The 26,979-nt window shown below is 73.4% G+C and carries 25 protein-coding genes and 1 pseudogene; 12 read left to right on the top strand and 14 right to left on the bottom strand.

Annotated elements, in window-relative coordinates; translation table 11 throughout:
• The first annotated feature begins 142 nt into the window (after positions 1-142).
• The 3 genes and pseudogenes from ADY01_RS40470 to ADY01_RS11050 all read left to right on the top strand — a co-directional run bounded on the left by ADY01_RS40470 (position 143) and on the right by ADY01_RS11050 (position 2,756).
• Positions 143-649, top strand: a complete 507-nt coding sequence (locus tag ADY01_RS40470) for an Orn/Lys/Arg decarboxylase N-terminal domain-containing protein (RefSeq protein ID WP_049569907.1) — start codon at positions 143-145, stop codon at positions 647-649.
• A pseudogene (locus ADY01_RS36875) lies at positions 559-1,143 on the top strand (arginine decarboxylase); the annotation flags it as partial. The gene ADY01_RS40470 and the pseudogene ADY01_RS36875, both read left to right, overlap by 91 nt.
• Before the next feature lie 131 nt (positions 1,144-1,274).
• On the top strand, positions 1,275-2,756 hold the full coding sequence (locus ADY01_RS11050; RefSeq protein WP_049569924.1) for an MFS transporter: 1,482 nt from the start codon (positions 1,275-1,277) through the stop codon (positions 2,754-2,756).
• On the opposite strand, the gene ADY01_RS11045 is transcribed toward ADY01_RS11050, so the two are convergent.
• From ADY01_RS11045 to ADY01_RS11030, 4 genes are all read right to left on the bottom strand, one after another.
• A complete protein-coding gene (locus tag ADY01_RS11045; RefSeq protein ID WP_049569901.1) occupies positions 2,721-3,737 on the bottom strand; it encodes a DMT family transporter in 1,017 nt (338 codons plus the stop codon). The genes ADY01_RS11050 and ADY01_RS11045 overlap by 36 nt on opposite strands.
• 31 nt (positions 3,738-3,768) lie before the next feature.
• Positions 3,769-4,545, bottom strand: coding sequence for an ArsR/SmtB family transcription factor (locus ADY01_RS11040; RefSeq protein WP_078900190.1), 777 nt, complete (start codon positions 4,543-4,545; stop codon positions 3,769-3,771).
• A 133-nt stretch (positions 4,546-4,678) separates the two neighbouring features.
• A complete protein-coding gene (locus ADY01_RS11035; RefSeq protein ID WP_053170702.1) occupies positions 4,679-5,848 on the bottom strand; it encodes a lactonase family protein in 1,170 nt (389 codons plus the stop codon).
• Positions 5,849-5,954: 106 nt separating this feature from the next.
• Positions 5,955-6,527: a cysteine hydrolase family protein gene (locus ADY01_RS11030; protein WP_049569898.1), complete on the bottom strand. Its 573-nt coding sequence runs from the start codon at positions 6,525-6,527 to the stop codon at positions 5,955-5,957.
• Between the two features lie 189 nt (positions 6,528-6,716).
• Here ADY01_RS11030 and ADY01_RS11025 point away from each other — a divergent pair, with 189 nt between their 5' ends.
• The gene (locus ADY01_RS11025; protein ID WP_107081700.1) at positions 6,717-8,567 is read left to right on the top strand and encodes a glycoside hydrolase family 71/99-like protein; all 1,851 of its coding nucleotides are present in this window, start codon (positions 6,717-6,719) and stop codon (positions 8,565-8,567) included.
• 813 nt (positions 8,568-9,380) lie between these two features.
• Here ADY01_RS11025 and ADY01_RS11020 read toward each other — a convergent pair.
• Positions 9,381-9,665, bottom strand: a complete 285-nt coding sequence (locus tag ADY01_RS11020) for a hypothetical protein (RefSeq protein ID WP_159001129.1) — start codon at positions 9,663-9,665, stop codon at positions 9,381-9,383.
• Positions 9,666-9,895: 230 nt separating this feature from the next.
• On the opposite strand from ADY01_RS11020, the gene ADY01_RS11015 reads away from it, so the two are divergent.
• From ADY01_RS11015 to ADY01_RS35970, 5 genes are all read left to right on the top strand, one after another.
• On the top strand, positions 9,896-10,540 hold the full coding sequence (locus ADY01_RS11015; protein ID WP_049569893.1) for a PadR family transcriptional regulator: 645 nt from the start codon (positions 9,896-9,898) through the stop codon (positions 10,538-10,540).
• The gene (locus ADY01_RS11010) at positions 10,537-11,295 is read left to right on the top strand and encodes an ABC transporter ATP-binding protein (RefSeq protein ID WP_049569889.1); all 759 of its coding nucleotides are present in this window, start codon (positions 10,537-10,539) and stop codon (positions 11,293-11,295) included. The genes ADY01_RS11015 and ADY01_RS11010 overlap by 4 nt, the downstream gene beginning before the upstream one ends.
• Positions 11,292-14,147: an FtsX-like permease family protein gene (locus ADY01_RS11005; RefSeq protein WP_049569887.1), complete on the top strand. Its 2,856-nt coding sequence runs from the start codon at positions 11,292-11,294 to the stop codon at positions 14,145-14,147. Before ADY01_RS11010 ends, ADY01_RS11005 begins: the two co-directional genes overlap by 4 nt.
• Positions 14,148-14,168: 21 nt before the next feature.
• Positions 14,169-14,732, top strand: a complete 564-nt coding sequence (locus tag ADY01_RS11000) for a bacterial proteasome activator family protein (RefSeq protein WP_049569884.1) — start codon at positions 14,169-14,171, stop codon at positions 14,730-14,732.
• A gap of 169 nt (positions 14,733-14,901) precedes the next feature.
• Positions 14,902-15,342, top strand: coding sequence for a hypothetical protein (locus ADY01_RS35970; RefSeq protein ID WP_053170699.1), 441 nt, complete (start codon positions 14,902-14,904; stop codon positions 15,340-15,342).
• Between the two features lie 338 nt (positions 15,343-15,680).
• On the opposite strand, the gene ADY01_RS10990 is transcribed toward ADY01_RS35970, so the two are convergent.
• Together ADY01_RS10990 and ADY01_RS10985 are read right to left on the bottom strand one after the other, a co-directional pair.
• Entirely contained in the window at positions 15,681-17,096 is a 1,416-nt protein-coding gene (locus ADY01_RS10990) for an aspartate aminotransferase family protein (RefSeq protein WP_078900189.1), read from the bottom strand.
• A complete protein-coding gene (locus ADY01_RS10985; RefSeq protein ID WP_049569880.1) occupies positions 17,093-17,935 on the bottom strand; it encodes a nitrilase-related carbon-nitrogen hydrolase in 843 nt (280 codons plus the stop codon). The genes ADY01_RS10990 and ADY01_RS10985 overlap by 4 nt, the downstream gene beginning before the upstream one ends.
• Positions 17,936-18,199: 264 nt before the next feature.
• On the opposite strand from ADY01_RS10985, the gene ADY01_RS10980 reads away from it, so the two are divergent.
• A complete protein-coding gene (locus ADY01_RS10980) occupies positions 18,200-18,943 on the top strand; it encodes a hypothetical protein (RefSeq protein WP_049569877.1) in 744 nt (247 codons plus the stop codon).
• A gap of 65 nt (positions 18,944-19,008) precedes the next feature.
• The gene (locus tag ADY01_RS10975) at positions 19,009-19,773 is read left to right on the top strand and encodes a GntR family transcriptional regulator (RefSeq protein WP_049569876.1); all 765 of its coding nucleotides are present in this window, start codon (positions 19,009-19,011) and stop codon (positions 19,771-19,773) included.
• On the opposite strand, the gene ADY01_RS10970 is transcribed toward ADY01_RS10975, so the two are convergent.
• On the bottom strand, positions 19,757-20,572 hold the full coding sequence (locus ADY01_RS10970) for an alpha/beta fold hydrolase (protein ID WP_049569873.1): 816 nt from the start codon (positions 20,570-20,572) through the stop codon (positions 19,757-19,759). The two genes, ADY01_RS10975 and ADY01_RS10970, sit on opposite strands and share 17 nt — an antisense overlap.
• A 137-nt stretch (positions 20,573-20,709) precedes the next feature.
• Here ADY01_RS10970 and ADY01_RS10965 point away from each other — a divergent pair, with 137 nt between their 5' ends.
• Positions 20,710-22,038, top strand: coding sequence for a PLP-dependent aminotransferase family protein (locus ADY01_RS10965; RefSeq protein WP_049569870.1), 1,329 nt, complete (start codon positions 20,710-20,712; stop codon positions 22,036-22,038).
• 50 nt (positions 22,039-22,088) lie between these two features.
• Here ADY01_RS10965 and ADY01_RS10960 read toward each other — a convergent pair whose 3' ends face one another.
• The 6 genes from ADY01_RS10960 to ADY01_RS10935 all read right to left on the bottom strand — a co-directional run bounded on the left by ADY01_RS10960 (position 22,089) and on the right by ADY01_RS10935 (position 26,920).
• Entirely contained in the window at positions 22,089-22,514 is a 426-nt protein-coding gene (locus tag ADY01_RS10960; protein WP_049569867.1) for a DUF6278 family protein, read from the bottom strand.
• A gap of 46 nt (positions 22,515-22,560) precedes the next feature.
• Positions 22,561-23,352, bottom strand: a complete 792-nt coding sequence (locus ADY01_RS10955) for an exodeoxyribonuclease III (RefSeq protein WP_049569864.1) — start codon at positions 23,350-23,352, stop codon at positions 22,561-22,563.
• Positions 23,353-23,432: 80 nt separating this feature from the next.
• Positions 23,433-24,077: an MBL fold metallo-hydrolase gene (locus ADY01_RS10950; RefSeq protein WP_049569861.1), complete on the bottom strand. Its 645-nt coding sequence runs from the start codon at positions 24,075-24,077 to the stop codon at positions 23,433-23,435.
• 92 nt (positions 24,078-24,169) lie between these two features.
• A complete protein-coding gene (gene pssA / locus ADY01_RS10945; RefSeq protein ID WP_078900188.1) occupies positions 24,170-25,024 on the bottom strand; it encodes a CDP-diacylglycerol--serine O-phosphatidyltransferase in 855 nt (284 codons plus the stop codon).
• Entirely contained in the window at positions 25,011-25,658 is a 648-nt protein-coding gene (locus ADY01_RS10940; RefSeq protein ID WP_049569856.1) for a phosphatidylserine decarboxylase, read from the bottom strand. Before ADY01_RS10940 ends, pssA begins: the two co-directional genes overlap by 14 nt.
• Positions 25,659-25,960: 302 nt before the next feature.
• Positions 25,961-26,920: an HpcH/HpaI aldolase/citrate lyase family protein gene (locus ADY01_RS10935; RefSeq protein WP_063784190.1), complete on the bottom strand. Its 960-nt coding sequence runs from the start codon at positions 26,918-26,920 to the stop codon at positions 25,961-25,963.
• Positions 26,921-26,979: the final 59 nt, after the last annotated feature.

The following is a 26,979-nucleotide window of genomic DNA, read 5'->3' as shown; positions in this document are numbered from 1 at the left end:
CCCCGGAGCCGCCCCCCGCCGGCTGACGCCCCCGTTCACATTCCCTCTCCCGGGTGGTTTGCGCGTCGGCCGGACGCCATCCCCCTCGCGCCTCTGAATACTGACCGGGCGGAGGTCCGTTGAGTCCGGGGGGCGGGGCGACATGGTCGGTGGGACGGTTCTGCTGGCACGGCGGAACGATCCGGGCGGGAGCGGAGCCGGCGGCGAGCAGATGCGCAGAATCGGCCAGGCGGTGGCCGGTCACGGGTTCGAGGCGCGCTGGGCCGCGACCGAGGCGGACGCCCGCGCCGTGCTGCGCACGGAGGCGGGGCTCGCCGCCGCCCTGGTGGCGTGGGACCTTCCCGGTTCCACCGCCGTGCTGCGCGAGATCGGGCGCCGCTTCACCGGCCTTCCCGTCCTCCTCGTCATGGCGGACGGCGCCGACGAGGAACTCGACGCGCTGCCGCTGTGGGTGGCGGAGACGGTGAGCGGCTATGTCTGGCCGCTGGAGGACACCCCGGCCTTCATCGCGGGCAGGATCGCCGCGGCGGCCAGGACCTACCGCGAGACGCTGCTGCCGTGGTGGAGAAGACGGACAGCTACAGCACCCTCGTCCTGTTCTCCATGGGCATCACCAAGGGCAAGTGGGGCACGCTGCTGGACGCCCTGACCGACTTCAAGGCGCTCTTCGACTCCGACGCCCCCCTCGAACGCGTCCTCCCCGGTCTCCTCGCGCGCCACCCACGCCGCTACGACGGCCTGACGCTCAGCGGCCTGTGCCGTTCCATGCACGACCACCTGCGCGAGGCCGACCTCGTCGGGCTGCTCGACGCCGCGTTCCACGAGCTGCCCGAGCCGGTCGCCCCGCCCCAGTGGTGCTACCAGCGGCTGATCCGCGGCGGGACCGAACGCGTCGGGCTCGCCGCCGCGGTGGGCCGCGTCGCCGCGGCGATGGTCACCGTCACCCCGCCCGGCATCCCCGTGCTGATGCGGGGCGAGGCGATCGGCGGCGCCGGATCCCCGCTGCTGCGCTACCTCGGCGCACTGGAGGCGTTCGACCGGAGGTTCCCCGGGTTCCGCAGCGAGACCCACGGCATCACCGTCGACCCGGACACGGAGGACTACCTGCTGGAATGCGTCCGAGGGGATACCCCGACCCCCTAGGCCGCGCTCCGGGCGCCCCGCGCGTGACGGCGTGTCAGTTCCCCGCCCGGAAGATCACCGGGCCGTACGCTGGGCCGGCGCCCGCCCAGGCAGACCGCGGGCGCCGCGCCACCACCGACCTCGGAGGCGACATGCGGTCCCGCTCCTCAGTGCCGCCCTTCCTCACCTCAGTTCCCTGGGCCGGAAGCTACGCCGCCGCGGCGACGCTCGTGCTGCTCGCGCTCGTGCCGTTCCTCGTGCTCACCACCGCGACCAGCCTGATGGCGCCGGTGCTGCTGAGGGACCTGCGGGCCACGCCGTTCGAGCTGCAAGTGGCGATCGGCCTGTCCAACGCGGGGTACGCCTTCGGGGCGGTCGCGGCGGCCGACCTCATCCAGCGGCTGCCGAGGCGCCGGGTCTACTTCATCTGCGAGATCGGCTTCATCGTCGCCTCGGTGGTGGCGCTGAGCGCCAAGGGCATCGGGCAGTTCTCCACCGGGCTCATCCTCCAGGGCCTGTTCACCGGGCTGCTGCTGGTCGTCGCGCTGCCGCCGCTGATCACCGGCCGCAAGATCGGCGAGCTGCCGACCACGGCCGCCGTCGTCAGCCTCGGCCTCTTCGGCATGGTGACGCTCGGCCCGCTGGTGGGCGGGCTCATCGGCGACACGGGGAACTGGCGGCTGCTGTTCACCATCCTCACCCTGGTCGCCGTGGCCGGGCTCTTCGTCGGAGTCCTCACCTTCCGGCCGAACGAGCCGCTGAACCCGGGCGCCTCCTTCGACTGGCTGGCCATGCCGCCCGCCCTCGCCGCGACCGCGCTCCCGTTCTTCGGCGTCGCGTGGCTGACGCGCAGCACCTTCGGCAGCCTGGTGTTCCTGCTCCCGCTCATCGCGGGCGTCCTGATCGGCGTGCTGCTGGTGGCCAGCCAGTACCGCCTGAAGAACCCCCTGATGCCGGTGCGGCCCATCAGCAACACCCTGCCGGTCGCCGGAATCGCCGGGGCCATGATCGCGGGCGCCACGTTCACCACGCTGATCGAGCTGACCGAGGCGTACCTGATCGCCGAGGCGCGGTGGAGCCCGGTCCGCGTGGGGGCGCTGCTCACGGCCCAGATCGTCGGGGTCGCGGTCGCCGCGCTGATCTTCCGGCGGGTGCTGATGACCCGCTGGACCCCGCTCCTCGCCCTGTCGGGCCTTCTCAGCATCGCCGTGGGAGCCGTCATCCTGCTGACGCTCTCCACCTCGAACGCCTCCGTCATCGTCCCCGTCGCCTCCGTCTTCCTCGGCTACGGCGCCGGGGCGGGGGTGACGCCCGGCCTCTTCCTCGCGGGCCTGTCCGTGCCCGCGGTGGCGATCGGCTCGATCTTCGCGCTGGTCGAACTGCTGCGGTCCGAGGCCGCGTTCCTCATCGGCCCGGTGCTGCTGCACTTCGCGGAGGACAAGGGCTTCCCGGCCGGGTTCCATGTCACCACCGGCATCGTGCTGGCCATCACGGGCGGGGGCGCGCTGCTGCTCGTCATCCTGTACGTGCTGGGCGGCGCCCGCCCGCACCGCCCCGACCTGGAGAACTGGGTGGGCGGCCAGGTGCCCGCCTACCACTCACCGCCCCTGGCCGCCCGCCTGCGGAAGGTCTGACCCGGCCGGCGCGGTCCGCGCCCCGGCGGGCTCCTCGGCGGGCTCCTCGGCGAGGGGACCGGCGTTCTCCCGGGGGGAGGGCGGGGCCGGGCGGGAGCCGTAGCGGGCGACCGCGACGCCGGCCAGGCACAGCGCGCCACCGGCGAGTGTCAGCGGCCCGGGGACCTCGTCCAGGGCCAGCCACGCCATCAGCACGACCAGCGCGGGCACCACGTAGGTGGTGGCGCCGAGGCGGCCCGCGGTCGTCCTGGCCAGCGCGAACGCCCAGGTGGTGAACGCCAGGGCGGTGGGGAAGACGCCCAGGTAGAGCATGTTGAGCGTCGCGGACCCCGGGGCGTCGGGCACCTCGGAGATCAGCACACCGGTGAACGGCAGGCAGGCGAGGGTGCCGGTGAGGCAGGCGAACGTCGTCACCTGGAGCGCGCCCGCGTGCCGGAGCGCGGGCTTCTGCGCGATCACGCCGACCGCGTAGGACAGCGCGGCCAGCAGGCAGAGGGCGACGCCGAGCGCCGAGGCGTTCTCCGCGTCGGACGTCGAGACGCCCACCACCGCGGCCCCGGCGAAGGACACGGCCATGCCCGCCACCAGCCGACGCGGCAGACCCTCGCCCAGCAGCCTGCGGCTCAGCAGCGCGATGAGGATCGGACCCACGTTGACGATCATGGAGGCGGTGCCCGCGTCGACCTCGCGCTCGCCCCAGTTGAGCGTGACCATGTACGCGCCGAACCACACGGCGCCCGACAGGAGGATGCCGGGCCAGGCCGCCCTCGGCGGCAGTCCGACGCGCCGCACCAGGCAGATCGCGACCAGCACCAGGGACGCGGCGAGCAGCCGGCCGAGCGCCAGCGCCCCCGGCGAGTAGGCCTCGCCCGCGCTGCGGATCGAGACGAAGGCCGAGGCCCACAGCAGCACGCTGATGCCCGCCGCCGCTATGGCCGGCCAGTTCTGCCGGCGGGTGCCGGCGTCCGACGAGGTCGTCATGGGGTGACCCTAGGCCGTTCGCGTGCCGCGGTCAGCGGAGTATTCCGGGGGCGATGCCGAGCAGGTCGCGCAGCGCCCGTTCGCCGTCATCCGTCACCCGCACCGCCCGTTCCGTCCCCGTGCGCTCGCACCATCCGGCGTCGAACGCGTGGCGGCAGAGCGCGGCCCCGGCGGCGCCCGCGAGGTGCAGCGTGCGCTCCGTCCAGTCCAGGCAGCCGCGCGCCACGGGCCGCCCGCGGGCGCCGCGCGGATCGAGGCCGAGGTCGCCGAACCACCGCAGCCCGGCGCCGGTGAGGGCGAACCCGCAGCGCTGGTCGAGCAGTTGGCGCTCCGTCAGCGCCTCCGTGAGCGTGGTGCCGAGCCGCCCCGCGAGGTGGTCGTAGCAGGTCCTGCCGCGCGCCATGGCGGCGCTCGCGCGCACCGCCCGCAGGCCGCGCGGCGCCTCGGCCTCCGGCGCCGCGTGGGAGACCAGCTCCTCGACGAGGTGCGCGGCCCCGGGGTTCGCCAGCCGCACGTAGCGGAAGCGGCCGTGCCGCTCCTCGGTCAGCAGGCCGCCGTGGACCAGCTTCGAGAGGTGCTCGCTCGCCGTGGAGGCGGCCACCCCCGCGGAGCGGGCGAGTTCCCCGGCCGTCCAGGCGCGGCCGTCCAGCAGCGTCAGGCAGAAGCGCGCCCTGGTCTCGTCGGCGAGCAGCCCCGCCAGGGCCGCGAGGCGCGGACTCGAATGGGCGGGGCGCGCGGCGTTCGCGCGGGCGGCGGCGACCGCCGGGGTGGCTGTGGCGGCTGATGCGGATGCGTCGGGACCGGGCATGGGTCCAGGATGCGCCTCGCACGGTGCGGCGGGGGCCGACAGGTGGCCGTGATAACGGCCGGGGGCGCCCGCAGCCGCGGCCCCGGCGGCGTCGGCGGGGCGAACGGCTCGGGCGGCGGGGCCGTCCCCGTGCCTAGGCGGGGACCGCGGGGAGGACGCAGACCACCCGCGGGTACTCCAGCGCCTCCCCGACCGGGGTGAGGCCGCCGGTGGCGGCGTCCCTGGCGAAGACGGCCACGGTCCCGGTGTCCTGGTTGGCGACGTACAGGTACGCCTCCGTGGAGTCGAACGCCATGTGGCGGGGCGCCGCGCCCCCGCAGGGGTGGTGGCCGAGCGGGCGGGGCTCGGTCTCGTCCGCGCCCTCGGTGCCGAAGACGGCGATGCTGTCATGGCCGCGGTTGGACGTGTACACGAACCGGCCGTCGCCCGACACCAGGATCTCGGCGGGCGCGTTCCCCCCGGGGGAGGTGCCGTCCGGGAGGGTGGAGGCGACCGCCCCGGGAGTGAGGGAGCCCGTGCCGGGGTCGTAGGCGCAGGTGGTGAGCGTGGAGTCCAGCTCGCCCAGCACGTAGGCCGTGCGCCCGCCGGGGTGGAAGGCGAGGTGCCGGGGGCCCGAGCCGGGGGGCATCGGGGACTCCGTCTCGGAGGTGAGCTGCCCGCCGGCGGGGTCGAAGGCGTAGACGTGGACCGAGTCGGTCCCCAGGTCGACCGCGAACAGCCGCCCGCCGTCCGCGGTCGGCAGCACCATGTGGGCGTGGGGGCCCTCCTGCCGGTCGGGGTCGGGGCCCGAGCCGGTGTGCTGCACGATCTGGAGGACCTCTCCCGGGGCGCCGTCGTCGCCGAGCGCCACGACCGCCACGGTGCCGGAGCCGTAGTTGGCGGTGAACACGTGGCGCCCGCCGGGGTGCACGGCGAGGTGGCAGGGGAAGTCGCCGCCGGAGGGGGAGGCGCCGAGCGCGCCGGCCACGGTGCCGTCCTCGGCGAGGGAGAACGCGGAGACGTCGCCGTCGGTCGTCTCGTTGACCGCGTACAGGACGGTGGCCGCGCCGGAGAGGGCGAGGAACGACGGGTCCGCCGTCGGCACCACCGCGTCGAGCGTCAGCGAGCCGGTGCCCTCGTCCGCCGTGGCCACCCCGATGCCCCGGTCGCCGTCGCCGCCGGTATAGGCGCCGAGGTAGAAGCGGAGGGGGTCCGCCTGGACCGACTCGGAGGCGGCGGCGGGGGCGCCGGCGGCCAGCGGAAGGGAGCCGGCGGTGGCGCCGAGGACGGTGAGCACCGTCCGTCGCGAGACCTGTGGCGACATGGGACATCTCCTCAGTGGGGCACGTGTTCCCGTGGGGGTTTCTGGTACAGGATCACCGCCGGGGACGTTCCGGGGAAGGGGCCCGCCGTGTTCCGGTCGCGGCGCGTCAGGACGGCCGCCCGCCGGAGGGGGAACCGGAACGGTAGAGGTCCGGATCGGCCGACGAGGTGATGCGCGCGCCCATGTTGCGCTCCATCATGCGCAACGCGGCGTCGGCGAGGTCCGCGTGGATGTGGGCGACGCCGTCCTCCAGCACCGTGACGTCCAGGTGCCGGATGTGGGCGTCGAGCGCCGAGTAGAGCACGCACTGCTCGGTGACCTGCCCGGACAGCACGATGTGGCCGATGCCGTGCTGGCTGAGCAGATAGGAGAGCGGCGTCTCGTAGAAGATGGAGTGCCGCGCCTTCACGACGAACAGTGACGTGCCGTCGGGCCGGACGGGCTCCACCAGGTCGGCGTGCGGCCCGCTCAGCACGGTCTCCAGGAGTTCGTCGTGCTGGGAGCGCCACCGGCCGAAGTTGTCGTTGACGTAGATGACGTCGGTGCCCTCGCTCCGCGCCCGGCCGATGGCCCGGCGCATTCCGGGCAGCGCCCTGCGCACCGAGGGAATCAGCAGCCCGGCGTCCTCGTGCTGATACGCGTTGACCATGTCGATCACGATGAGTGCTGTCCTGCTCATGGTGGATTCTCCCCCGGGGAATCCATGCGCGCAGCGTCGGCGAGCGTAAAAGGACTAACTTGCCATGGTCGGTCGTAGAGGAATTAGCAATTCCCAAGCCAGAGTGTCGAACTCATTGACTTAGCCAATCCATTGGACTTACATAATCGAACGTTCGACGTCCCCCACGCCCCCGACCGAGGTGAAACCGTGCATCGACGCAGAGAGATCCTCCGGCTGCCCCTCACGCTCTACGGAATGGCGCTGCTTCTCGTCACCGGACTTGTCGTCGGCGTCACCGCCCTCCCCGAGGCGAGCGCCGACGCCGACGCCGACGCCGACGCGAAGGCGGACAGCCACCACTCGATCAGGAACCAGGTCTACGCCGGTTACCAGGGCTGGTTCTCCGCCGCGGGCGACGGCTCACCCATCAACGACTGGCGCCACTGGGCGGGTTCACAGCCCTCTCCCGGCAACCAGACGTTCGAGATGTGGCCGGAGATGACCGCCTACCCGGAGTCCGCGCATTTCCCGACGGGCTACGCACCGCTCGGCAACGGCGATCCCGCCACGCTCTTCTCCTCGTTCCCCACCGAGGTGGTGGACCAGCACTTCGCCTGGATGGAGGAGTACGGCATCGACGGCGCCGCCCTCCAGCGCTTCGGCCAGGACATGGTGGTGCCCCTGCGCAAGCAGCAGCGCGACGCCATCACCGGCAGGGCGCGCGACGCGGCGGAGGCCCACGACCGGGGGTTCTACCTGGAGTACGACATCAGCGGCCTCACCGACGACAACGTCGAGGAGACCCTGAAGAACGACTGGACGGACACGATCAACGGCACGCTGAACCTGCCGGACTCGCCCTCCTACGCGCACGAGGACGGCAAGCCCGTCGTGGCCATCTTCGGCTTCGGCTTCAGCAACCGCCCCGGCACCGCCGAGACCGCCCTGCGCGTGGTCGAGTGGTTCAAGGAGCAGGGCACGTATGTGATCGGCGCCGTGCCCTCGGGATGGCGCACCGAGGCCAACTCGAAGCCGGGCTTCACGCCGGTGTACCAGGCGTTCGACATGATCTCCCCCTGGTTCGTCGGCAGCCGGGGCGACCTGACCCCCACGCTCACCGCCGACCGCGACGACCTCGCCGGCCGGGGGCAGGACTATCTGCCGGTGATCTACCCCGGGTTCTCGTGGGCCAACTGGAACGGCGGCGAGCGGAACCAGATACCGCGCGACAGCGGCGATTTCATGTGGCAGCAGGCGGTCAACCTCCGCGAGCTCGGAATTCCGCAGGCATTCATCGCCATGTTCGACGAGTACGACGAGGCGACGAATATCGCGCCCGCCGCCTCCGATTCCTCCATGATTCCCACCGACCAGTATTTCCAGACCACGAGTTCCGACGGGGAGTTCGTCTCGTCCGACTTCTATCTGCGCCTGGCGGCCAGGGCGAGCAGGATGATCACCGGCGAGGAGCCGCTCGTCCAGGAGGTACCCATCCCGCTCAGCGAGGGCCCGGTGTTCCTTCGCACCGGCGTGGAACAGGAGGTCGACGCCCAGCCCACCTGGACCAACACCCCCGGCCCAGGTGGCACGGCCAATGTGACCGGCCCCGGCGGCGGGGGCGGGCCCGCACTCGGCGTGGCCACCGGCGCCGACCACCTCGGCGGGGCCTCGGCGCTGCGCATCCAGGGCACCACGCCCACCACCGCCCACTCCTACGCCTACATGCAGGCGTTCGACGTGGACATCCCGGTGACGGCGGAGACCGGGCTCTCCTACGGCTTCCTCCCGAAGAACGAGGGCGGCCGGCACGTCTCGGTCGACTTCGTCCTCACCGACGGCACCACGCTGCGCGCCAGCGCCGCCACCACCACGGACGGCATCGACATGCACCCTGCCGCGCCCAAGGGCACGGTCGGCTCCTGGACCACGATCGAGAGCGAGTTCGGCCCGGCGCTGGCGGGCAAGACCATCGACACGATCCTGATCGGCTACGACCGGAACCAGGCCACCGGCGGCTTCGACGCGTTCATCGACGACATCGAGATCACCAACGGCTGATCGGCACGGCACGGCACGGCACAGGGCGAGGCCCCGGTCGGCGGACGCGCATCCGCGGGCCGGGGTCTCTTGCGGCTTCTACGCCTGGCTTAGGTGGCGCGGGCTTGGCCGGGTGTCGGCTCTCGTTCGGATGCACGAAAAGAGGCACCTACGGGGGGAGGGTTCGTGGGTGTTCGCCGTCCCGGTGACCGGCCAGTGGTCTCTTGGATGAGGTGGGTGTCCGGACGGGCGCGGCGGATGACTCTGGTCTTGGGTCGGTCTGTTTGCTGTGGCTGGGGTGGCGCGCACCCTTCGGGCCTGCTCTGGCCGCACGTATTCGTCGTCATCCGCGCGCCGCCGGGGCTTATGTAGCGGGCCGGTGGGTTCGTTGCCCTATCGGGCATCGGAGGGCGGGGACTGTTTTCAAACGGCGCACGATCTGTTTTCAACACTCTGTTTAAAACGAAGTGTTTCGCGTTTCAGAACAGTCCCCACCTCCAGATGCCCAATAGGGCAGACGACCGCGCACCGCCACCACGGCCCGGTTGGGCAACGACCCCCACCGGCCCGGCGAATACCCAACAAGGGCACACAGAGGCGGCAGCAGCTGCGCGCCACCCCAGCCACAGCGAACAGACCGACCCCAGACGGCCGTCATCCGCTGCGCCCGTCCGGACACCCACCTCATCCACCCGACAAACTGGCCGGTCACCGGGACGGCGAACACCCACGAACCCTCCCCCCGTAGGTGCCTCTTTTCGTGCATTCGCACGAGACGGACACCCGGGCGACCGCCGGCCACCTAAGCCAGGCGTGGAAGCCGCCCCGGAGAGCTCACGCGCGGCGGAGGCGGAGGCCGAGGGCGCCTATGCCGAGGCCGAGGCAGGCGAGTCCGGCGCCGAGTGGCAGCACGGGCAGCACCTCGCCGCCCGGCCTGGCGGCGAACCGGTCCGGTTCGCCGCCGCTCTCGTTCGGTGGAGGCTCCCGCCTCTCCTCGGCCGCGGTCATGAGCCGCTCCTGGGCGACCCGCGGCGCCCCGCCCCCGTCCGAGGCGCTACCCGCCACGGCGGAAGGAACGAACAGGGCTATGACGGCCGCCGCGGCCATCGCGATTCCCACCCACACCCTCACAGTCCCGCACCCTTCACACACGCTGCTCCGACGATGTAACCAGCGTCACACATCCGGGCATATCCGGCATCTCGGGCAGGTGTCTCCCCAGGCCGGACGGGCCGGTGCCCATGGCCGGTACCCATGAGACGTGGCCGCCCACCGCCTGGTTCTCCCGCCCGCGCGCTCCCCGCCCCGCCGCTTGCCAGCGGGCTGCATACTCGGTATACATACGCGGTATGTCGATCCGCTTCGGGCTTCTCGCCCTGCTGGAGAGTGGGCCCCGTTACGGCTCGCAGCTCCGCGCCGACTTCGAATCGAGAACCGGCGCCACCTGGCCCCTCAACATCGGGCAGGTCTACACCACACTCGGCCGTCTCGAACGGGACGGCCTCATCGTTCCGGAGGGCGGCGGCGAGGCCAAGCAGCAGCTCTACGCGATCACCGCCGAGGGGCGGCAGGAGCTGGCCGGCTGGTTCTCCAGCCCCGTCGACAGGACCCAGCCGTCCCGGGACGAGCTCGCCATCAAGCTGGCCATGGCCGTTGGCAGCCCGCGCGCCGACGTGAGCCGCATCATCCAGGCGCAGCGTCACCACACGCTCCGGGCCATGCAGGACTACACCCGGCTGAAGGCCCGTGCCCTCGCCAACGAGCCGGACTCCACCGACGACGTCGCCTGGCTGCTCGTTCTCGAACAGCTCATCTTCTACGCCGAGGCCGAGATCCGATGGCTCGGCCACTGCGAGTCACGCCTGGTCCGGATCGCGGCGAACCTCGCGCGGCAGGGCACCGGCCGGAGCGGCGGATCCGGGGCCCCGCCCGACCCGGAGGGGCCCTCACGGCCCGCCGACTCGACGACGGCCCGAGGGGGGACCCCGTCATGACCACCACCGACACCACCGGCACCACCCGCACCACCGGGCCCGTGCTCCAGCTCAGGGGGCTCACCCGCGAGTTCGGCAGCGGCATCGCCACCGTCCAGGCGCTCCGTGGCGTCGACCTGACCGTCGCCACCGGGGAGTTCGTCGCCGTCATGGGCCCCTCGGGCTCGGGGAAGTCCACGCTCCTCACCCTGGCCGGCGGCCTCGACACCGCCACCGGCGGCGAGGTCCTGGTCGAGGGCCAGGAGCTCGGCGGCCTGCGCCGGGCCGCCCTGGCCAAGGTGCGCCGCACCAGCGTCGGCTACGTCTTCCAGGACTACAACCTGATACCGGCCCTCACCGCGGCCGAGAACATCGCGCTCCCCCGCGAGCTCGACGGCGTTCCCGCGCGCAGGGCCCGCCGCGAGGCGCAGGCCGCGCTGGAGGAGATCCGCCTGCCCGAGCTGGCCGACCGCTTCCCCGACGAGATGTCCGGCGGCCAGCAGCAGCGCGTGGCCATCGCCCGTGCGCTGGTCGGCGACCGCCGCCTCGTCCTCGCCGACGAGCCGACCGGCGCCCTGGACTCCGAGACCGGCGAGGCCGTCCTCGCCCTGCTCCGCAAGCGCTGCGACGAGGGCGCGGCGGTCGTGCTGGTCACCCACGAGTCCCGCTACGCGGCCTGGGCGGACCGGGTGGTCTTCCTGCGGGACGGCACGGTCGTCGACCAGTCCGTCAGCGGCACCGCCGAATCCCTGCTCGCGGGCGGGGGAGCCAGGTGAGCGCGTGGACCACCTGGCGGCTCGCCCTGCGGGTCGCCCGCCGCGACGCGCTGCGCGCCAAGGGGCGCAGCGCCCTCGTGGTCGCCATGATCGCCCTGCCCATCCTCGGCGTGACGGCCGCCGACGTGGCGTTCCGCAGCGGCGAGCTCTCGCGGGAGGAGGAGTACACCCGCCTGATGGGCCGGGCGGACGCCTGGTTCGAGCCGCAGACCGGCGGCCAGCCGGTCCAGCAGGCGCCCGCCCGCGGCTACGCCCACTGGACGCCGGACGGCGCGTGGGAGGACGCCCGGGACAGGCCGGTCGGCGAGACCGCCGCCGCGCTCGAAGAGGCGCTGCCGCCCGGGACCGAGGTGCTGGCCGAGCGCCGCGAGACGGGCATCGTGCACAGCAGGTCCGGCCTGATGGACACCCGTTTCCGCGAGATCGACGCGGCGCACCCCCTCACCGGGGGCATGCTCACCCTGCTCCGCGGCCACTTCCCCCGCGAGAGCGGCGAGGTCGCCGCCACCCAGGCGTTCCTCGACGAGAGCGGGCTGCGCGTCGGCTCCGAGCTGCGCGTCGAGGAAGGCACCGGCTCCTATCGGATCACCGGCGCCTACGAGCTGCCCGGCGGCCTCGGCGACGCGGAGGTCCTCGGCTCGCCGGGCGCGCTCCTGCCGCTGCCCGAGGGCGCGCGGGTGCCGTTCGGCGAGAGCGGACCCGCGAGGTTCCTGGTGGACGTGCCGGACGGCGGCGTCACCTGGGACATGGTCATGGCGGCCAACGAACGGGGCCTGGCGGGCGAGTCGAAGGACGTGATCGCCTCGCCGCCCCCCGACGCCGACGTGCCGCTCTTCGCGTCGGGCGAGGTGTCACCGGGGGAGTACGCCCCGTACGAGGGCGAGGCCGACCCCATGGTCGTGGTGGTCGCCGTCACCGTCGTCTCGCTGGTGATCCTGGAGATCTGCCTCCTCGCCGGGCCGGCCTTCGCGGTCGGGGCCCGTCGCTCCCGCCGCCAGCTGGGCCTGATCGGCGCCAACGGCGGCGACCGCCGCCACCTGCGGGCCGTCATGCTCTCCAGCGGTGTGGTGCTCGGCGCCGTGGCCGCCGTCATCGGCGTCGTCGGCGGCGTCGCCCTGACCCTGGCCGCCCACCCGCTGCTGGAGAACCAGACCGGCGCCCGCCTCGGCGCCTGGGACTTCCGCGTCCCCGAACTGGCCGGGATCGCCGGGCTCGCGGTCCTCGTGGGGCTCCTCGCCGCGCTCATCCCCGCGATCAACGCCTCCCGCGGCAGCGTCCTCGCCTCGCTCGCGGGGCGCCGCGGCGTCCGGAGGACCGGGCGCGCCCTCCCGGTCGTGGGAGCGGTCGCGCTGGCGGCCGGGGCCACGCTCGCGATCGTCGGCGGCCTGACCATGGACAGCGCGGTGGCCGTGTCCGCGGGCTCGATCCTCGCCGAGCTCGGCCTGGTGGCCCTCACCCCCGCGCTGGTCGGCGCGTTCGGCCGGCTCAGCCGTTTCCTGCCGCTCTCGGGACGGCTCGCCCTGCGCGACGCCACCCGCAACCGGGGCCGCACCGCCCCCGCGGTGGCCGCCGTGCTGGCCGCCGTCGCGGGCACCGTCGCCGTCGCCACCGTGATGGCCAGCGCGGACGCCGAGGACAGGTCCGCGTACATCGCGAGGCTCCCCGCCGGCACCGTCCACATCAGCGCCGACACCGCCGAGACCGAGGCCGACATCGCCAGGGCGGGCACCCTCGCCGAGCGGGAGCTGCCCGTGGACCTGCGCGCCGACGCCGGCACCGTCCGCCCCGGCGCTCCCGGCTGCGACCCCTGGGGCGGCGGCGAGACCGCCTGCGGCCAGGGCTGGCTGGTGACCCCTCCCGAGCAGCGCTGCCTCCTGTGGAGCGAGGACCCCGTCAGCCTGAGCGCCGAGGAGCGCCGCCGCTGGCTGGAGGACCCGCGCTGCGACTCCGGCGGCGAGATGATGATCGCGGAGAACGCCCTCACCGTCGCGGGACCCGAGCTGCTGAGCGTGGTCGGCGTCACCGGTGCCACGCACCGCGAGGCGGCCGAGGCGCTGGAACGCGGGGAGGCGCTCGTCTTCGGTGACCAGTACGTCGACGAGGACGGCGAGGTCACCCTCCAGGTGTTCGAGGAGCCTCCCCAGGAGTGGAACGGTGACAACTCGCCCGCGGGCGAGCCCGGTTCCACGGTGACCTTCACCGCCCACCGGGTGGACGCCGACGGCTACGGCCTCGCCGCCCTCGTCGCGCCGGAGACGGCCGAGGCCGCCGACCTGGCCGTCGCCTCGACGGGCGTCTACCTCTCCACCACGCGGACCCCGAGCGACGGCGAGGAGCAGGCGCTGAACGCGGCGCTGGACGAGGAGTTCGGCTCGCCGCCGTGGCTGTTCGTCGAGGACGGTTACGAGAGCGACGTCTCGACCGGGCTGCTGATCCTGGCGCTGGGGGCCATGATCATCACGCTGGGCGCCGCCGGGATAGCCACCGGCCTCGCCCAGGCCGACTCCGAGGCCGACCTCGCCACCCTGGCCTCCGTGGGCGCCACGCCGCGGGTGCGCCGTACCCTCTCCGGACTCCAGTGCGGCCTGATCGCCGCGATGGGCGTCCTGCTGGGCGCGGTCTCGGGGCTGGTCCCCGCCATCGGGCTGCGGCTGGCGGAACACCGGTCGGCGGTGGACTCCTGGCAGGAGGCGTGGGACGAGGGCTGGGAGGCCGGTCCGCGGCCCGAGCTCTTCCTCGAACTGCCGTGGGCGACGTTCGCGCAGCTCATCGTCGTGGTGCCGCTGGTGGCCTGCCTGCTCGCCGCGCTCCTGACGCGCTCGCGCATCCACCTCGCGAGGCGGACCGGGTGAGGGGCGTTGCATGATGGGGGTATGACTCAGCCGAGGAATGAACCACCGCAAGAGAACTCGCAGATCCTCGTCGTGGGGCCGGACGGGATGGCGCTCAGTGGTGCCGCGCCCCGCGGGAAGGGGGAGGACGGCGAGCAGTCCGAGATCCCCGTGACCGAGATGGTGGAGCAACCGGCGAAGGTCATGCGGATCGGCAGCATGATCAAGCAGCTGCTTGAGGAGGTCAAGTCCGCTCCGCTCGACGAGGCGAGCCGGGCGCGGCTGCGCGAGATCCACGCCAGCTCGGTCAAGGAGCTGGAGGAGGGCCTGGCGCCGGAGCTGGTGGACGAGCTGGGGCGGCTGTCGCTCCCGTTCACCCACGACAGCGTGCCGACGGAGGCCGAGCTGCGGATCGCCCAGGCGCAGCTGGTGGGCTGGCTGGAGGGCCTGTTCCACGGCATCCAGACGGCGCTGTTCGCCCAGCAGATGGCGGCGCGGGCGCAGTTGGAGCAGATGCGGCGGGCGCTGCCGCCCGGCGCGCTGGGCGACGAGGGCCCCGGCGAGGACGAGTCGCACGGCGGCGCCCGCTCGGGGCCCTACCTGTAGACGCCGGCGAGCGGAGACCCGCGCGAGCGGCGGTCCCCCGGAAACGGAACGGCGGGGGGGGGGGGGGGGGCCGCCCCCCCCCCCCCCCGCCGAGAGCTCGGTCAGCACCGCACCCCGGGGACCCACCCGGGGGACCCGCCCCGGAGACCAGGAGCCGGAGACCACGACGATGGACCCCGCCATCGGGCAGTCCGCCCGCCAACTGCCGCCGGACTGCGAGGCGTTCCTCGCCCTGCACCGCCCGCGCTACCTCAGCTACGCCCGCCTCCACCTGCCGGACACGGCGGCCGACGAGGCCGTGGGAGCCGTCTTCGAGCAGCTGTTCACACGGTGGCGCCACGTGCTGAGCCACCCCGACCCCGCCGCCTACGCGTGGTCGCTGTTCGCCACCCGCGTCCGCGCCCGCAGACCGCCGCGGCCGTGGCAGGCGCTCAGCCACGCCGAGTACGACGCGTTCGCGCTGCACCACCTGCTCGGCTACCCGCTGCCCGACGTCGCCGCCGCGATGGGCGCCGAGCCGGAGGCCGTGCACTCGCTGCTGCGCAGCGCCACCGTGGCCACGGCCCTGCGCCGGGCGGGCCCCGTCCCAGACCCCCGCCCCGGCGGCTGACACACCCCACCACGGCGCCACCGGGCCACGGCGCGACGGGTTACGGGTTACGGGTTACGGGCCACGGGGCCACCGCGCTACGGTCCGCGGGCCACGGCCCCACCGGGCCGCGCGTCACGGCGCGACGGGGCCACCGGCCGCGCGTCACGGCGCCACGGGTCACCGGGCCACGGGCCGACGGCGCCACCGGGCCAGTGGGCCGACGGCGCCAGCGGGCCGCGCGCCACGGCGCCAGCGCGCCGCGCGCCACGGGTCATGGGTCACGGCGCCACCGGGCCGCGCGTCACCGGGTCACGGTGCCACCGCGCCACGCGTCGCGCCCTCGCGCCGTCGCGCCCTCACGCGACCAGCCTCTCCCGCGTCTCGCGCAGTGCGCGCGCCAGCATCTCGGCGCCCTGCTCCGCCTCCTGGGTCGTCAGGCTCAGCGGCGGCGCGATCCGCAGCACGCTGCCGCCGGGCCCCCCGCCCTTGCCCAGCAGCAGCCCCGCCTCCCGCGCCGCCTCCAGCACCAGCGAGGCCGCCCTCGGGCAGCTCGCGTCGGTGCCGGGGGTCACCAGCTCGACGCCGATCATCAGCCCCCGCCCGCGCACCTCGCGCACCAGGTCGAGCCCTCCGACCGCGCTCCTGATCCGTTCGATGAGCAGGGCGCCCACGCGCCGGGCGTTGCCCTGGAGGTCGTGCTCCAGCAGATGCGCCAGGTTGGCCAGGCCCGCCGCCATCGTCACCGGGCTGCCGCCGAAGGTCGAGATGGAGTTGGTGTCGAAGCAGTTCATCACCTCGGCCCGGGCCACCACGCCGCCGATCGACATCCCGTTGCCGATGCCCTTGGCGAACGTCAGCATGTCCGGCGGACCGTTGCCCGCGTGCGCCTGCCACCCCCAGAAGTGGTCCCCGGTCCGTCCCCAGCCGGTCTGCACCTCGTCGCTGATCCACAGGATCCCCTCGGCGGACAGCCGTTCGCGGAACGCGGCGAACAGCCCGTCGGGGCCCGAGGTGAAGCCGCCGACCCCCTGGACCGGCTCGGCGATCAGCGCGGCCACGCCCCCGCGCGTCTGGGTCAGCACATCGCGCAGGTCCTCGTCGCAGGCCGCGATGAACTCCGCGTCCCCCAGGGCCGCGAACGGGCCGCGCGTGCGGACCCCGCCGTGCACGTAGAGGGTCCGGAGCGGCGAGAGGCTGGTCGGCGACCACGCCGCGTTCCCGGTGATGCCGACCGCGGTGAAGGAACGTCCGTGGTAGCTGTTGCGCATCGCCAGCACCTGGTTGGACCGCCGGTACGCCGTGGCCAGCATCAGCGCCGTGTCGTTGGCCTCGGTGCCCGAGGCGGTGAAGAAGACCCGCGCGTCCGGGATTCCGGAGAGCGCGGCGACGCGCTCGGCCAGCTCGATCATCGGCCGGTTCAGGTACAGCGTCGAGGAGTGCACCATCCGCGCGGCCTGTTCGGCGACCGCCCTGGTCACCGCCGGCAGCGCGTGCTCGGTCATGGTGGTGAGGATGCCGCCGAAGAAGTCGAGATAACGGTTCCCCTGGGCGTCCCACACATGGCGCCCCTCGCCGCGCGTCAGCTCGATGGGCCGCTCGTAGTAGAGCGCCAGCCACTCCGGCAGCACGCCCTCGTGCCGGCGCAGCAGCTCCTCCGACCCCCCGGACGACCCCCCGGACGGCGCCCCGGAGCGCGCGCCGGGGGGCGACTCGGACCGCGCGCCGGCGTGCGTCGTTCCGGCCTGTGCTCCGGCTCGCGCGGGCCCGGTCATGGGCGCACCAGCCCGTCGTAGGCGTCCGGGCGGCGGTCGCGGTAGAACGCCCACTGCTGCCGCACCTCCTCGATCAGCCCGAAGTCGAGATCGCGCACGACCAGTTCCTCCTCGGTGTCGTCGGCGACCTCCCCGACGAAGCGGCCACGGGGATCCACGAAGTAGCTGGAGCCGTAGAAGTCGTTGTCGCCGTAGGGCTCGCGGCCGACCCGGTTGATCGCGGCCACGAAGTACTCGTTGGCCACGGCCGCCGCCGGCTGTTCCAGCCGCCACAGGTATGCGGACAGGCCGCGCGAGGTCGCCGACGGGTTGTAGACGAGCTGCGCCCCGGCCAGCCCGAGGGCCCGCCAGCCCTCGGGGAAGTGCCGGTCGTAGCAGATGTACACGCCGATCCGGCCCACCGCCGTGTCGAAGACGGGCCAGCCCAGGTTCCCCGGGCGGAAGTAGAACTTCTCCCAGAACCCCCGCAGCTGCGGGATGTGGTGCTTGCGGTACTTGCCCAGGTAGCGGCCGTCCGCGTCGATGACGGCGGCCGTGTTGTAGTAGTGCCCGGCGTCCTCGGCCTCGAAGACCGGCACCACCAGCACCATGCCCGTCTCCCGTGCCAGCTCCCGCATCCGGGCCACCGTCGGCCCCTGCGGCACCGGCTCCGCCCAGCGGTAGTGCTCCGCCTCCTGCACCTGGCAGAAGTACGGCGCGTTGAACACCTCCTGGAAGCCCATCACGCGCGCCCCCCGGCGCGCGGCCTCCCGGGCGTGCTCCTCGTGCTTGGCGATCATCGACTCCATGTCACCGGTCCAGCTCGCCTGGACCAGCGCGGCTCGCACCGCAAGCGCCATCAGTCGCTCCCGTCTCCGTGGCGGGGTGCCACGGTCGACCCGTGGGACTCGACCGTAGATTCCGTCACTCACCGTGGCAAGAGCGTCGCACCCACGTGGCCGACCCCCCGGTCGCCGCCCCCGCCCCCGCCCGTGCGGCATCCGGGCGGCATCCGGGCGGCACCGCCGGGTGACGTGCGGCGGGTGACGTTCGTCGCGGCCCCGTTCGAGGCAACGTCCGGCCGGGGGTCGTCCGCTCCGCACGGCGCCGGTAGATTCCCGGCCATGAATGACGACGTGCGTACGCTCCTCATCGCCGTGGCCGCGACCGCGGTCGTCGCGCTGCTGCTCGGCTGGTTCCTGCGCGGGCACGGTCACGACCGCGCGCTGAGCCGCCTCCAGGTCTTCTTCGGCCTGCCGGAGAACTCCGAGTGCCTGCTGGTGGTCAGCCGGGACACCGGGACGGACGGGGCGGTGGCGCGCAACGACGTGTTCGCGCTCCTCGAACTGGCGGCGGTCATCAAGAACTGCGGGGCCAAGGCGCAGGTCATATCCGGCGAGACCGCGCGGCAGGGCTTCGGTGAGCGCACCGAGTTCTGCATCGGAGGCCCCATGTCCAACCGCCGCATGGCCGCCCACCTCCACAGCCTGCTCCCCGGCGTCGCCGTGAACACCGACGCCGAGCCGGGCCCCGACCGGGGCGCGTTCCTCGTCGGCACCGAGCGCTACCGGCTGGAGAACGGCTCGGTCGAACACGTGCTGCTGGCCCGGCTCACCGCGGGGCAGCAGGGCCGCCCGGTCTTCCTCGCCTGCGGCCAGCGCTCCATCACGGCCCAGGCCGCCACCCGTTACCTCGCCAAGTACCACACCAAGCTCGGCCGCAAGTACGGCTCCGGGGGCAACTTCGTCCTGCTGCTCAAGGTGGTCAACTCCCAGGCCTACGGCCCCGATGTGGTCGAACTGGTCAAGGACGTCACACGCAGCGCGACCACCCCTCAGCCGAAGCTCACCACGAGTAAGGATGCCTGACACCTGGTGACGTAGCCTGGCGGGTGGGGAACGTAGGGCCGCCAGGCCCGCGGAAGGAGACGGGGATGGGCGAGACCCGGCCGATGTACCAGCGAATCGCGGACGATCTGCGGCGCCGGATCGACGAGGGGACGCTCGTGGTGGGGGCACGGATTCCGTCGAGGGCCGAGCTCAAGCGGGTCTACCGGGCCAGCGACCAGACGGTGGACCGCGCGGTGCGGGTGCTGAAGGCCGCCGGGTACGCCACCGGGCAGTTCGGCCGGGGCGTGTTCGTCAGCGACCGCGCGCCGATCGGGGCGCTGGTGCGCTCCACCGACGCCGCGGACACGCCGCTGGCCGCCCGGGTCAGCGTCAACGACGGCGCCGTGGCGTGCGAGCCCGACCTCGCCTGGGAGGCGATCTCCACCACCACCGTCGCCCCGCCCGGCATCGCCGAGCGCCTCGGGGTCTGCCAGGGGGAGCGCGTCATGTGCACCCAGTACGAATACCTCGCCGACCGCAACCCTCTTCAACTCGCCACCAGCTGGGAACCGTTGGCCCTCACCGAGGGAACGGAGGTGACCTTCCCCGAGCGCGGCCCCTACGCACGCCGCGGCGTCCGCGGCCGGTTCGCCGCGATCGGCATCCACGTCGCCCACGCCCGGGAGGTCGTCGGCTCGCGGCCCGCGACCAGCCCGGAGGCCGAGGCGCTCGGCTGCACCCCGGGCCAGTGCCTCACCGTCGTCGAGCGCACCCACTACGACGAGGACGACCGCCCGGTGGAGACCTCCGACACCGTGGTGCTGGGCGACCGGTGGCGCCTGGAGTACGCCATCATCTTCGGCGGCTGAGCGCACCCGAGGGCGGCAGCGCGGCCAGGAAGCCGCGGAGCGCCGCGTCGAACGCGGCCGGGCGCTCCAGGTTCGGCAGGTGCCCGGCGCCGGGGATGATCGCCAGCTCCGCGCCTGGGATCCGCTCGTGGAGCACCTTCGCGTCGGTGACCGTGGTGAACACGTCCTCGCCGCCCACCACGACCAGCGTGGGCACCGCGACGCGCGGCAGCATCCCCAGGTAGTCGGGCCGCTCCGCCCGCCCCCGCAGCGCCGCCGCCGCACCCTCGGGCGGCGCGCCGCGCATCATCCGCAGCACGTGCGCGGCGACCCCGGGCAGCGTCGCCACCGTGCCGGGAGCCACCATGCTGGGCAGGGCCTCCTCGGCGTAGGGGCCCATGCCCTCGCGCACCAGCCGGTCGGCCGTCGCGCGGCGCGCGGCCCTGCCCTGCTCGGTCTCCGCGGCGGCGAAGGTGTCGGCCAGCACCAGGGCGGTGACGCGCTCGGGGAAGAGGCGGTACAGCTCCATGACGATCTGCCCGCCCATCGACAGCCCGCCCAGCACGCACCGTTCGACGCCGAGGCGGTCGAGCAGCGCCACGATGTCCCCGGCGAAGGCGGTGAGGGTCGTGCTGCCGGGAACGACCGTGCTCCGTCCGTATCCGCGCAGGTCGGGAGCCACCACGCGCCAGCCGGCCCGGCTGAAGGTCCTGACCTGCGGGGCCCACATGGTGCGGTCGAAGGGGTGTCCGTGCACGAGCACCAGCGGCTCCCCCTCCCTCTCGCCCTCGTCGTCGTAGCCGATGGTGATGTCGGTCATGGGAAGTCCTTCGGTGCGTACCGCCTTGACGCATCGATGCTATGCGGAGCAATATATCGGTGCAATAAGAACATTGACCTCGGTGCAATGAGCCCCGAGGGTTCGAGAGTCCGAGGGTTCGAGAGTCCGGGGATGCGATGGACGACTACCGCCTGATCGCCGACCGGCTGGCCGCCGACATCACGGCCGGCCGGCTCCGTCAGGGCGAACGGCTGCCGCCCCAGCGCTCGTTCGCCCGCCGCCAGGGCATCGCCACCTCCACCGCCGCCCGCGTCTACGGCGAGCTCGGCCGCCGCGGTCTGGTCGTCGGCGAGGTCGGCCGCGGCACCTTCGTGCGGGCCGCGCCACCGCCCCCCGAGCCCGCGCTGAGCGAGCCCGCCGCCGCCCGCGTCGACCTGGAGCTCAACTTCCCCGTCCTGCCGGGCCAGGAGGGGCCGCTCGCCGAGGGGCTGGCGCGCCTGACCCGCCCCGGTGTGCTCGCCGCGCGCCTCGGCGTCGCCGGAGCGACCGGCACGCCCGCCGCGCGGGACGCCGCCGCGACCCTCCTCACCCGGGCCGGGTGGGCGCCGTCCCCCGGCCGGGTCCTCTTCGCGGGCAACGGCAAACAGGCCATCGCCGCCGCGCTGGCCGCCACCGTTCCACCGGGGGAGCGGCTCGGCGTGGAACGGCTCACCTACCCCGTCGTCAAGGGCGTCGCCGCCCGCCTCGGCATCACCCTCGTCCCCCTCGCCATGGACGAACACGGCCTGCGGCCCGACGCGATCGCCGAAGCGCCGCCGTTGCGCGCCGTCTACCTCCAGCCCGCCCTGCACAACCCGCTGGGCACGACCATGCCCGAACACCGCAGACTCGACCTGGTCCACACGCTGCGCGGGACCGGCCTCACCGCCGTCGAGGACGCCGTCCACGGCTTCCTGCGCGACGACGTGCCGCCGCTCGCCGCCCTCGCGCCCGAGCGCACCATCCTGCTGGACAGCCTGTCGAAGCGCCTCGCCCCCGGCCTGACCGTGGGCTTCGCCGTCGCGCCGGCCGACCTCGTCGAGCCCCTCGCCTCGGCGCTCCGCTCGGGCGCCTGGACCGCGCCCCGGTTCGCCCTGGAGGCCGCCGTCCAGTGGATCACCGACGGCACCGCCGCCGCCATCGCGCACGCCAAGCGCCTCGACGCGGCCGAACGCCAACGCCTCAGGTCCGCCCGGCTGGCCGGGTTCGCGGTGCGCGCCGACCCGCGGAGCTACCACTGCTGGTGGGAACTGCCGGGCCCCTGGCGGGCGGAGACCTTCGTCGCGGCGGCCGCCCGCCGCGGCATCGCCGTCGCGCCCGCCGCCGCGTTCACCGTGGGCGCGGGTCACGCCCCCCACGCCGTGCGGCTCGCCCTCGGCAACCCGCCCCACGGCGTGCTCGCCGACGCGCTCGACACCCTCGCCACCCTGGCGCGCGGGGCGCCGGAGGAGGCCATGCCCGAGTGAGCGCTCCCCGTCCGGGACCGGCTCAGGACTCGGGGCTCAGGACTCGGGGCTCAGGACTCGGCGACCTCGGCGTACAGCTGCGACAGCTCGGGGGTGCCGATGTCCGCCCACTCCTGGCCCGCGGTCACCACGTCCACCTGGCGGCCCGACGCCATCACCACCACGGGTCTGCCGTCCGGCCCCGGGCCCCACTGCGCGCCCGGCACCGTGCGCACGATCACCGTGCCCAGGTACAGGCCCGCGTCGTTGGCCAGCTCGGGCAGCTCCTCCGGGTCGTCCCGCCAGCGGGGCAGCAGTTGATCGAGCGCCTCCAGCGAGACCGGGGTGTCACCCAGCACCACCCCGGCGCGCTGGGCCCTGGCGCGCAGCAGGTCGCACTCCGAGAGCAGTTGCGCCACCCCTTCGGGATCGGACCAGGCACCGGTGCCTGTGTCGGCGGGCCTCTTGCGCCAGTTGTCCAGGAAAGGGATGTTCATACGCTCCAGGGTCCCATCCCTCATGCCTCCCGCACCACAGGGCGCGCTACCCCCGCTGACCTTGGTCGAGGTCGACGACCACCGGCGCGTGGTCCGAGGCGCCCTTGCCCTTGCGCTCCTCGCGGTCCACATATGCGTCTTGGACGCCCGCGGCGAACGCGCGGTTCCCGTAGACCAGGTCGATGCGCATGCCCCGGTTCTTCGGGAAGCACAGCTGCCGGTAGTCCCAGTACGTGAAAGGCCGGTCGTACTTGAGCGGGCGCGGCATCACATCGGTCAGGCCCGTCTCCCGCAGGGCGGCCAACGCGGCCCGCTCGGCCTCCGTCACATGCGTGGAGCCCTCGAACTGCTCGATGTCGTGCACGTCTTCGTCCGTCGGCGCCACGTTGAAATCGCCCAGCACCGCGAACGGCCGCTCGGCCACGGCGTCCTTGACGACGGTCTCGCGCAACGCCTCCAGCCACCGCAGCTTGTAGTCGAAGTGCGGGTGGTCCACCTCGCGGCCGTTGGGCACGTAGACCGACCAGACGCGCACGCCCCCGCAGGTGGCCCCTATGGCGCGCGGCTCGGCCCGCCCGTCGAACTCGGGCCCGGCCTTCAGGCCCGTCTCGACGTCCTCCAGGCCGACGCGGGAGAGGACCGCCACCCCGTTCCACCGGCCGTCGGCGTGGAGGGCGGCCTCGTACCCCGCCTCCCGCAGCCGCTCGGACGGGAACGCGGCGGCGTCGCACTTGAGCTCCTGAAGGCACAGCACATCGGTGCCGCTGCGCTCCAGCCAGGCCAGCAGCCGGTCGACGCGGACGGTGATCGAGTTGACGTTCCAGGTGGCGATACGCATGGCAGATCTCTTCGGACGGGGCGGCGGACGGCGCCGTGGACGGGACGGGACGGGACGGGGGACGGGGCGGGGCCGACGATTCAGACGGCGACGGAGTCGCCGGGCGTGAGCCTGGCGTAGGTGGTGGGGCCCGTGCCGGGGCCCTGGGGCCCGAGGTTCCTCCCGTAGACCGCGAGACCGGCCTCGGAGAGCAGCCCGTCGTGCACCGCGTAGGCGCGGTCCGGGGCCACCTCCCGCACGTAGTCGAGGACCTCGGAGAACTTGCTCCACGGGGCGTGCAGCGGAAGCATCAGCACGGAGACGGGACGACCGGGAACGGTCAGCGCGTCGCCGGGGTGGAAGAGCGCGCCGTCCACGACAAAACCGACATTCTGGACGCGCGGCAGGTCGGGGTGGATCACGGCGTGCAGCTCACCATGGGCCTCGACCTCGAACCCGGCGGCCGAGAAGGCGTCGCCCTGGCCCACTGTGTGGACCCGGCCGGGGAACGCGGCCGTCAGCTTCTCGGCCACGCCGCTCGGGGCCCAGATCCCGGCGCCCGGCGATCCGTCCAGGGCGGCGCGCAGCCGCCCCTCGTCGAAGTGGTCCGGGTGCTCGTGCGTGATCAGCACCGCGTCGGCGCCCGCCGCCGCGTCCTCTTCGCTGAACGCGCCCGGATCGATGACGAGCGTGCGGCCGTCCTTGGTCAGCCGTACGCAGGCGTGGCCCTTCTTGGTGAGCTCCATGCGGGCCATTGTGCTACGCGCCACTGACAGACGCCCACGCCGGGGACCGGCGGGGGCGGCCCCGCGGCGGCCCAGGGGCGGCCCAGGGGCGGTCAGGGCTCGACGCCGGCGCGGGCCTCTCGGCGGTGGTTGCTGAAGTTGTAGACGCGCCTGACCATGGCGAACAGCGGGATCACCGCGCCCAGCACCAGCTGGAGCGAGCAGGCCGTCTGGAGCATCAGCAGGCCGCCGGGGGCGTCGAACGCCCAGGCGGTCAGCAGGGCCATGCTCAGCACGATCCAGGAGAGCATGGCGACGGCGAGCGTCCCGCGGGGCTTGGGGTACTCCACACGGCTTACCATCAGCCAGGCCACGCCGACGATGGCCAGCAGCGTCGGCGTGAACGGGAGCTCCAGCAGCACGATCGAGACGACGGTCAGCGCGCCGAAGGGGCTCGGCATGCCCTGGAAGACGCCGCTCGGCACCTGGACGCACGAGAATCTGGCGAGCCGCAGGATCACCGCCAGCAGCACCACGATCGCCGCCACGGCGGACAGCGGCTCGTGCACGTCGCCGACGACCATCCCCCAGACCAGCACGAAGTAGGCGGGGGCCAGGCCGAAGCTGATCAGGTCCGACAGGTTGTCCAGCTCGGCGCCCATCGGCGAGGCCCGCAGCTTGCGCGCCACCAGCCCGTCGAACAGGTCGAAGACGGAGGCGAGCAGCATCAGCAGCACGGCGGTGGCCGCGTTGTTCCGCACCACTCCGGCGTCGCCGCTGTTGGTCAGGTGCGGGATGAGCACGCCGGTCGTCGTGAAGTAGACGGCCAGGAAGCCGCAGGTGGCGTTCGACAGCGTCAGGGTGTCCGCTATTGACAGGCGCATGGACAACGGCATGCCGTCGTCTTCGCCGTCCTCGTCGTCGACCTCGGCCCACTTGCCCCGTGACTTGCGGTCAATCACGGTCAAGGCGTGTCACTCCCGCGGTGGTGCGCTCTCCGACCTCGACGGCGGGCTCGATGCCCTCGGGGACATAGACGTCGACGCGGGAGCCGAACCGGATCAGTCCGATCCGGTCGCCCTGCTCGACCTTGCAGCCCTGCGGGACGTAGGGCACGATCCGGCGGGCCACGGCACCGGCGATCTGCACCATCTCCAGTTCGCCGAGCTCACCGCCGAACCGCCAGACCACCCGCTCGTTGTTCTCGCTCTCCTTGTCGAACGCCGGGACGTACCCGCCGGGGATGTGCTCGACGGAGGTGACCGTCCCGGCGACCGGGGCGCGGTTCACATGGACGTTGAGGGGACTCATGAAGATCGCGACCCGGGTGCGGCCGTCGTGCCACGGCGTGATGCTCTGCACCACGCCGTCGGCCGGGGAGATGATGCGGCCCTGGCCGATCTCGCGCTCCGGGTCGCGGAAGAACCACAGCATGCCCGCGGCCAGGGCGGTGGTGGGGACCGCCGCGGCGGCCCAGCGGCGGGATCCGCGCGCCTTCACCAGGCTGACGGTGGCGGCGGCCACGGTGGGCAGCAGCCAGGGGGAGGCGCCGCGAGCCAGACGTACCCGGCCGCCGGACTGGGGAGATGAGCGGTAAGGCATGGGAGACCTTCGTAGCGTGGGAAGCCGCACCTGTCAGAAGCGAAGCGGCTAACTCGATGCTATAGGTTTCCCGGCACAACTCGGCAAGCCAGCGGGCTGGTCGAGGCGCGAACGGCCAGGCAGGACAGGCGTTCCGGGCCTCTCGGGCGCCTTGCGAGACGTAGATCATCTTTCCGGAACGGGCAGTTCGTTGCCCTTTCACCAAGATCGTGTGCACCCGGTGGGCCCGCCCGGCGGCGCCGTCCCCCTTCGTTTCATCATTCGGTAAAAATCCGCGTCCGGCCGGTTTCCAGCGCCCGGATTCAGCCTCCCCGCGGCCCGTCGGTCGGCGTGCGGCGCAGTCCCGCGGCGCGGCCCTTGCCCGCGATCACCAGAGCCATCTTCCGGCTCGCCTCGTCGATCATCTCGTCGCCCAGCATCGCCGCCCCCCTGGCGCCGCCCTCCTCGGACGTGACGTGCGCGTACGCGTCGAGGATCAGCTCCGCGCGGTCGTAGTCGTCCTGGCCGGGCGAGTAGACCTCGTTGGCCGCGTCGATCTGGCCCGGGTGGAGGACCCACTTGCCGTCGAAGCCCAGCGCGGCCGACCTGCCCGCGACCACGCGGAAGGCGTCGGTGTCGCGGATCTGGAGGTAGGGGCCGTCGATCGCCTGGAGCCCGGCGGCGCGGGCGGCCATCAGGATCCGCATCAGGATGTAGTGGTAGGCGTCGGCCGGGTACCCGGGCGGCTGCTCGCCGACCACCAGGGACTTCATGTTGATCGACGCCATGAAGTCCGCCGGGCCGAACACGAGCGCCTCCATCCGGGGCGAGGCGGTGGCGATCGCGTCCACGTTCACCAGGCCCTGGGCGTTCTCGATCTGCGCCTCGACGCCGATGCGGCCCACCGGCAGGCCCACGGCCTTCTCGACCTGCGTCAGCAGCAGGTCGAGGGCCCGCACCTGCTGCGCGTCCTGCACCTTGGGGAGCACGAGGCAGTCCAGGTTCGCGCCGGCGCCCTCGACCACGGTGATCACGTCGCGGTAGGTCCACTCGGTCGTCCAGTCGTTGACCCGCACCGCGCGGATCTTCCCCGCCCAGCCGCCCTCGTTGAGCGCGGCGACGATTGCGTGACGGGCGCCCTCCTTGGCCAGCGGCGCGCAGGCGTCCTCCAGGTCGAGGAAGACCTGGTCGGCGGCGAGCCCCCGGGCCTTCTCCAGAAAACGCGGATTGCTGCCGGGGACGGCCAGGCAAGAACGCCTGGGCCGCAGCCGGTTGGTGCTCATGGCGGGTCCTCCTGGGAGCCTGCGGGGGGGGGGGGGGGCGGGGGGCGCGGGCTCTTTTT

Source organism: Streptomyces sp. SBT349 (assembly GCF_001083795.1).
In the GTDB taxonomy this organism is placed as follows: Bacteria; Actinomycetota; Actinomycetes; order Streptomycetales; family Streptomycetaceae; genus Streptomyces.
This window is presented reverse-complemented; position numbering and strand designations above follow the sequence as displayed.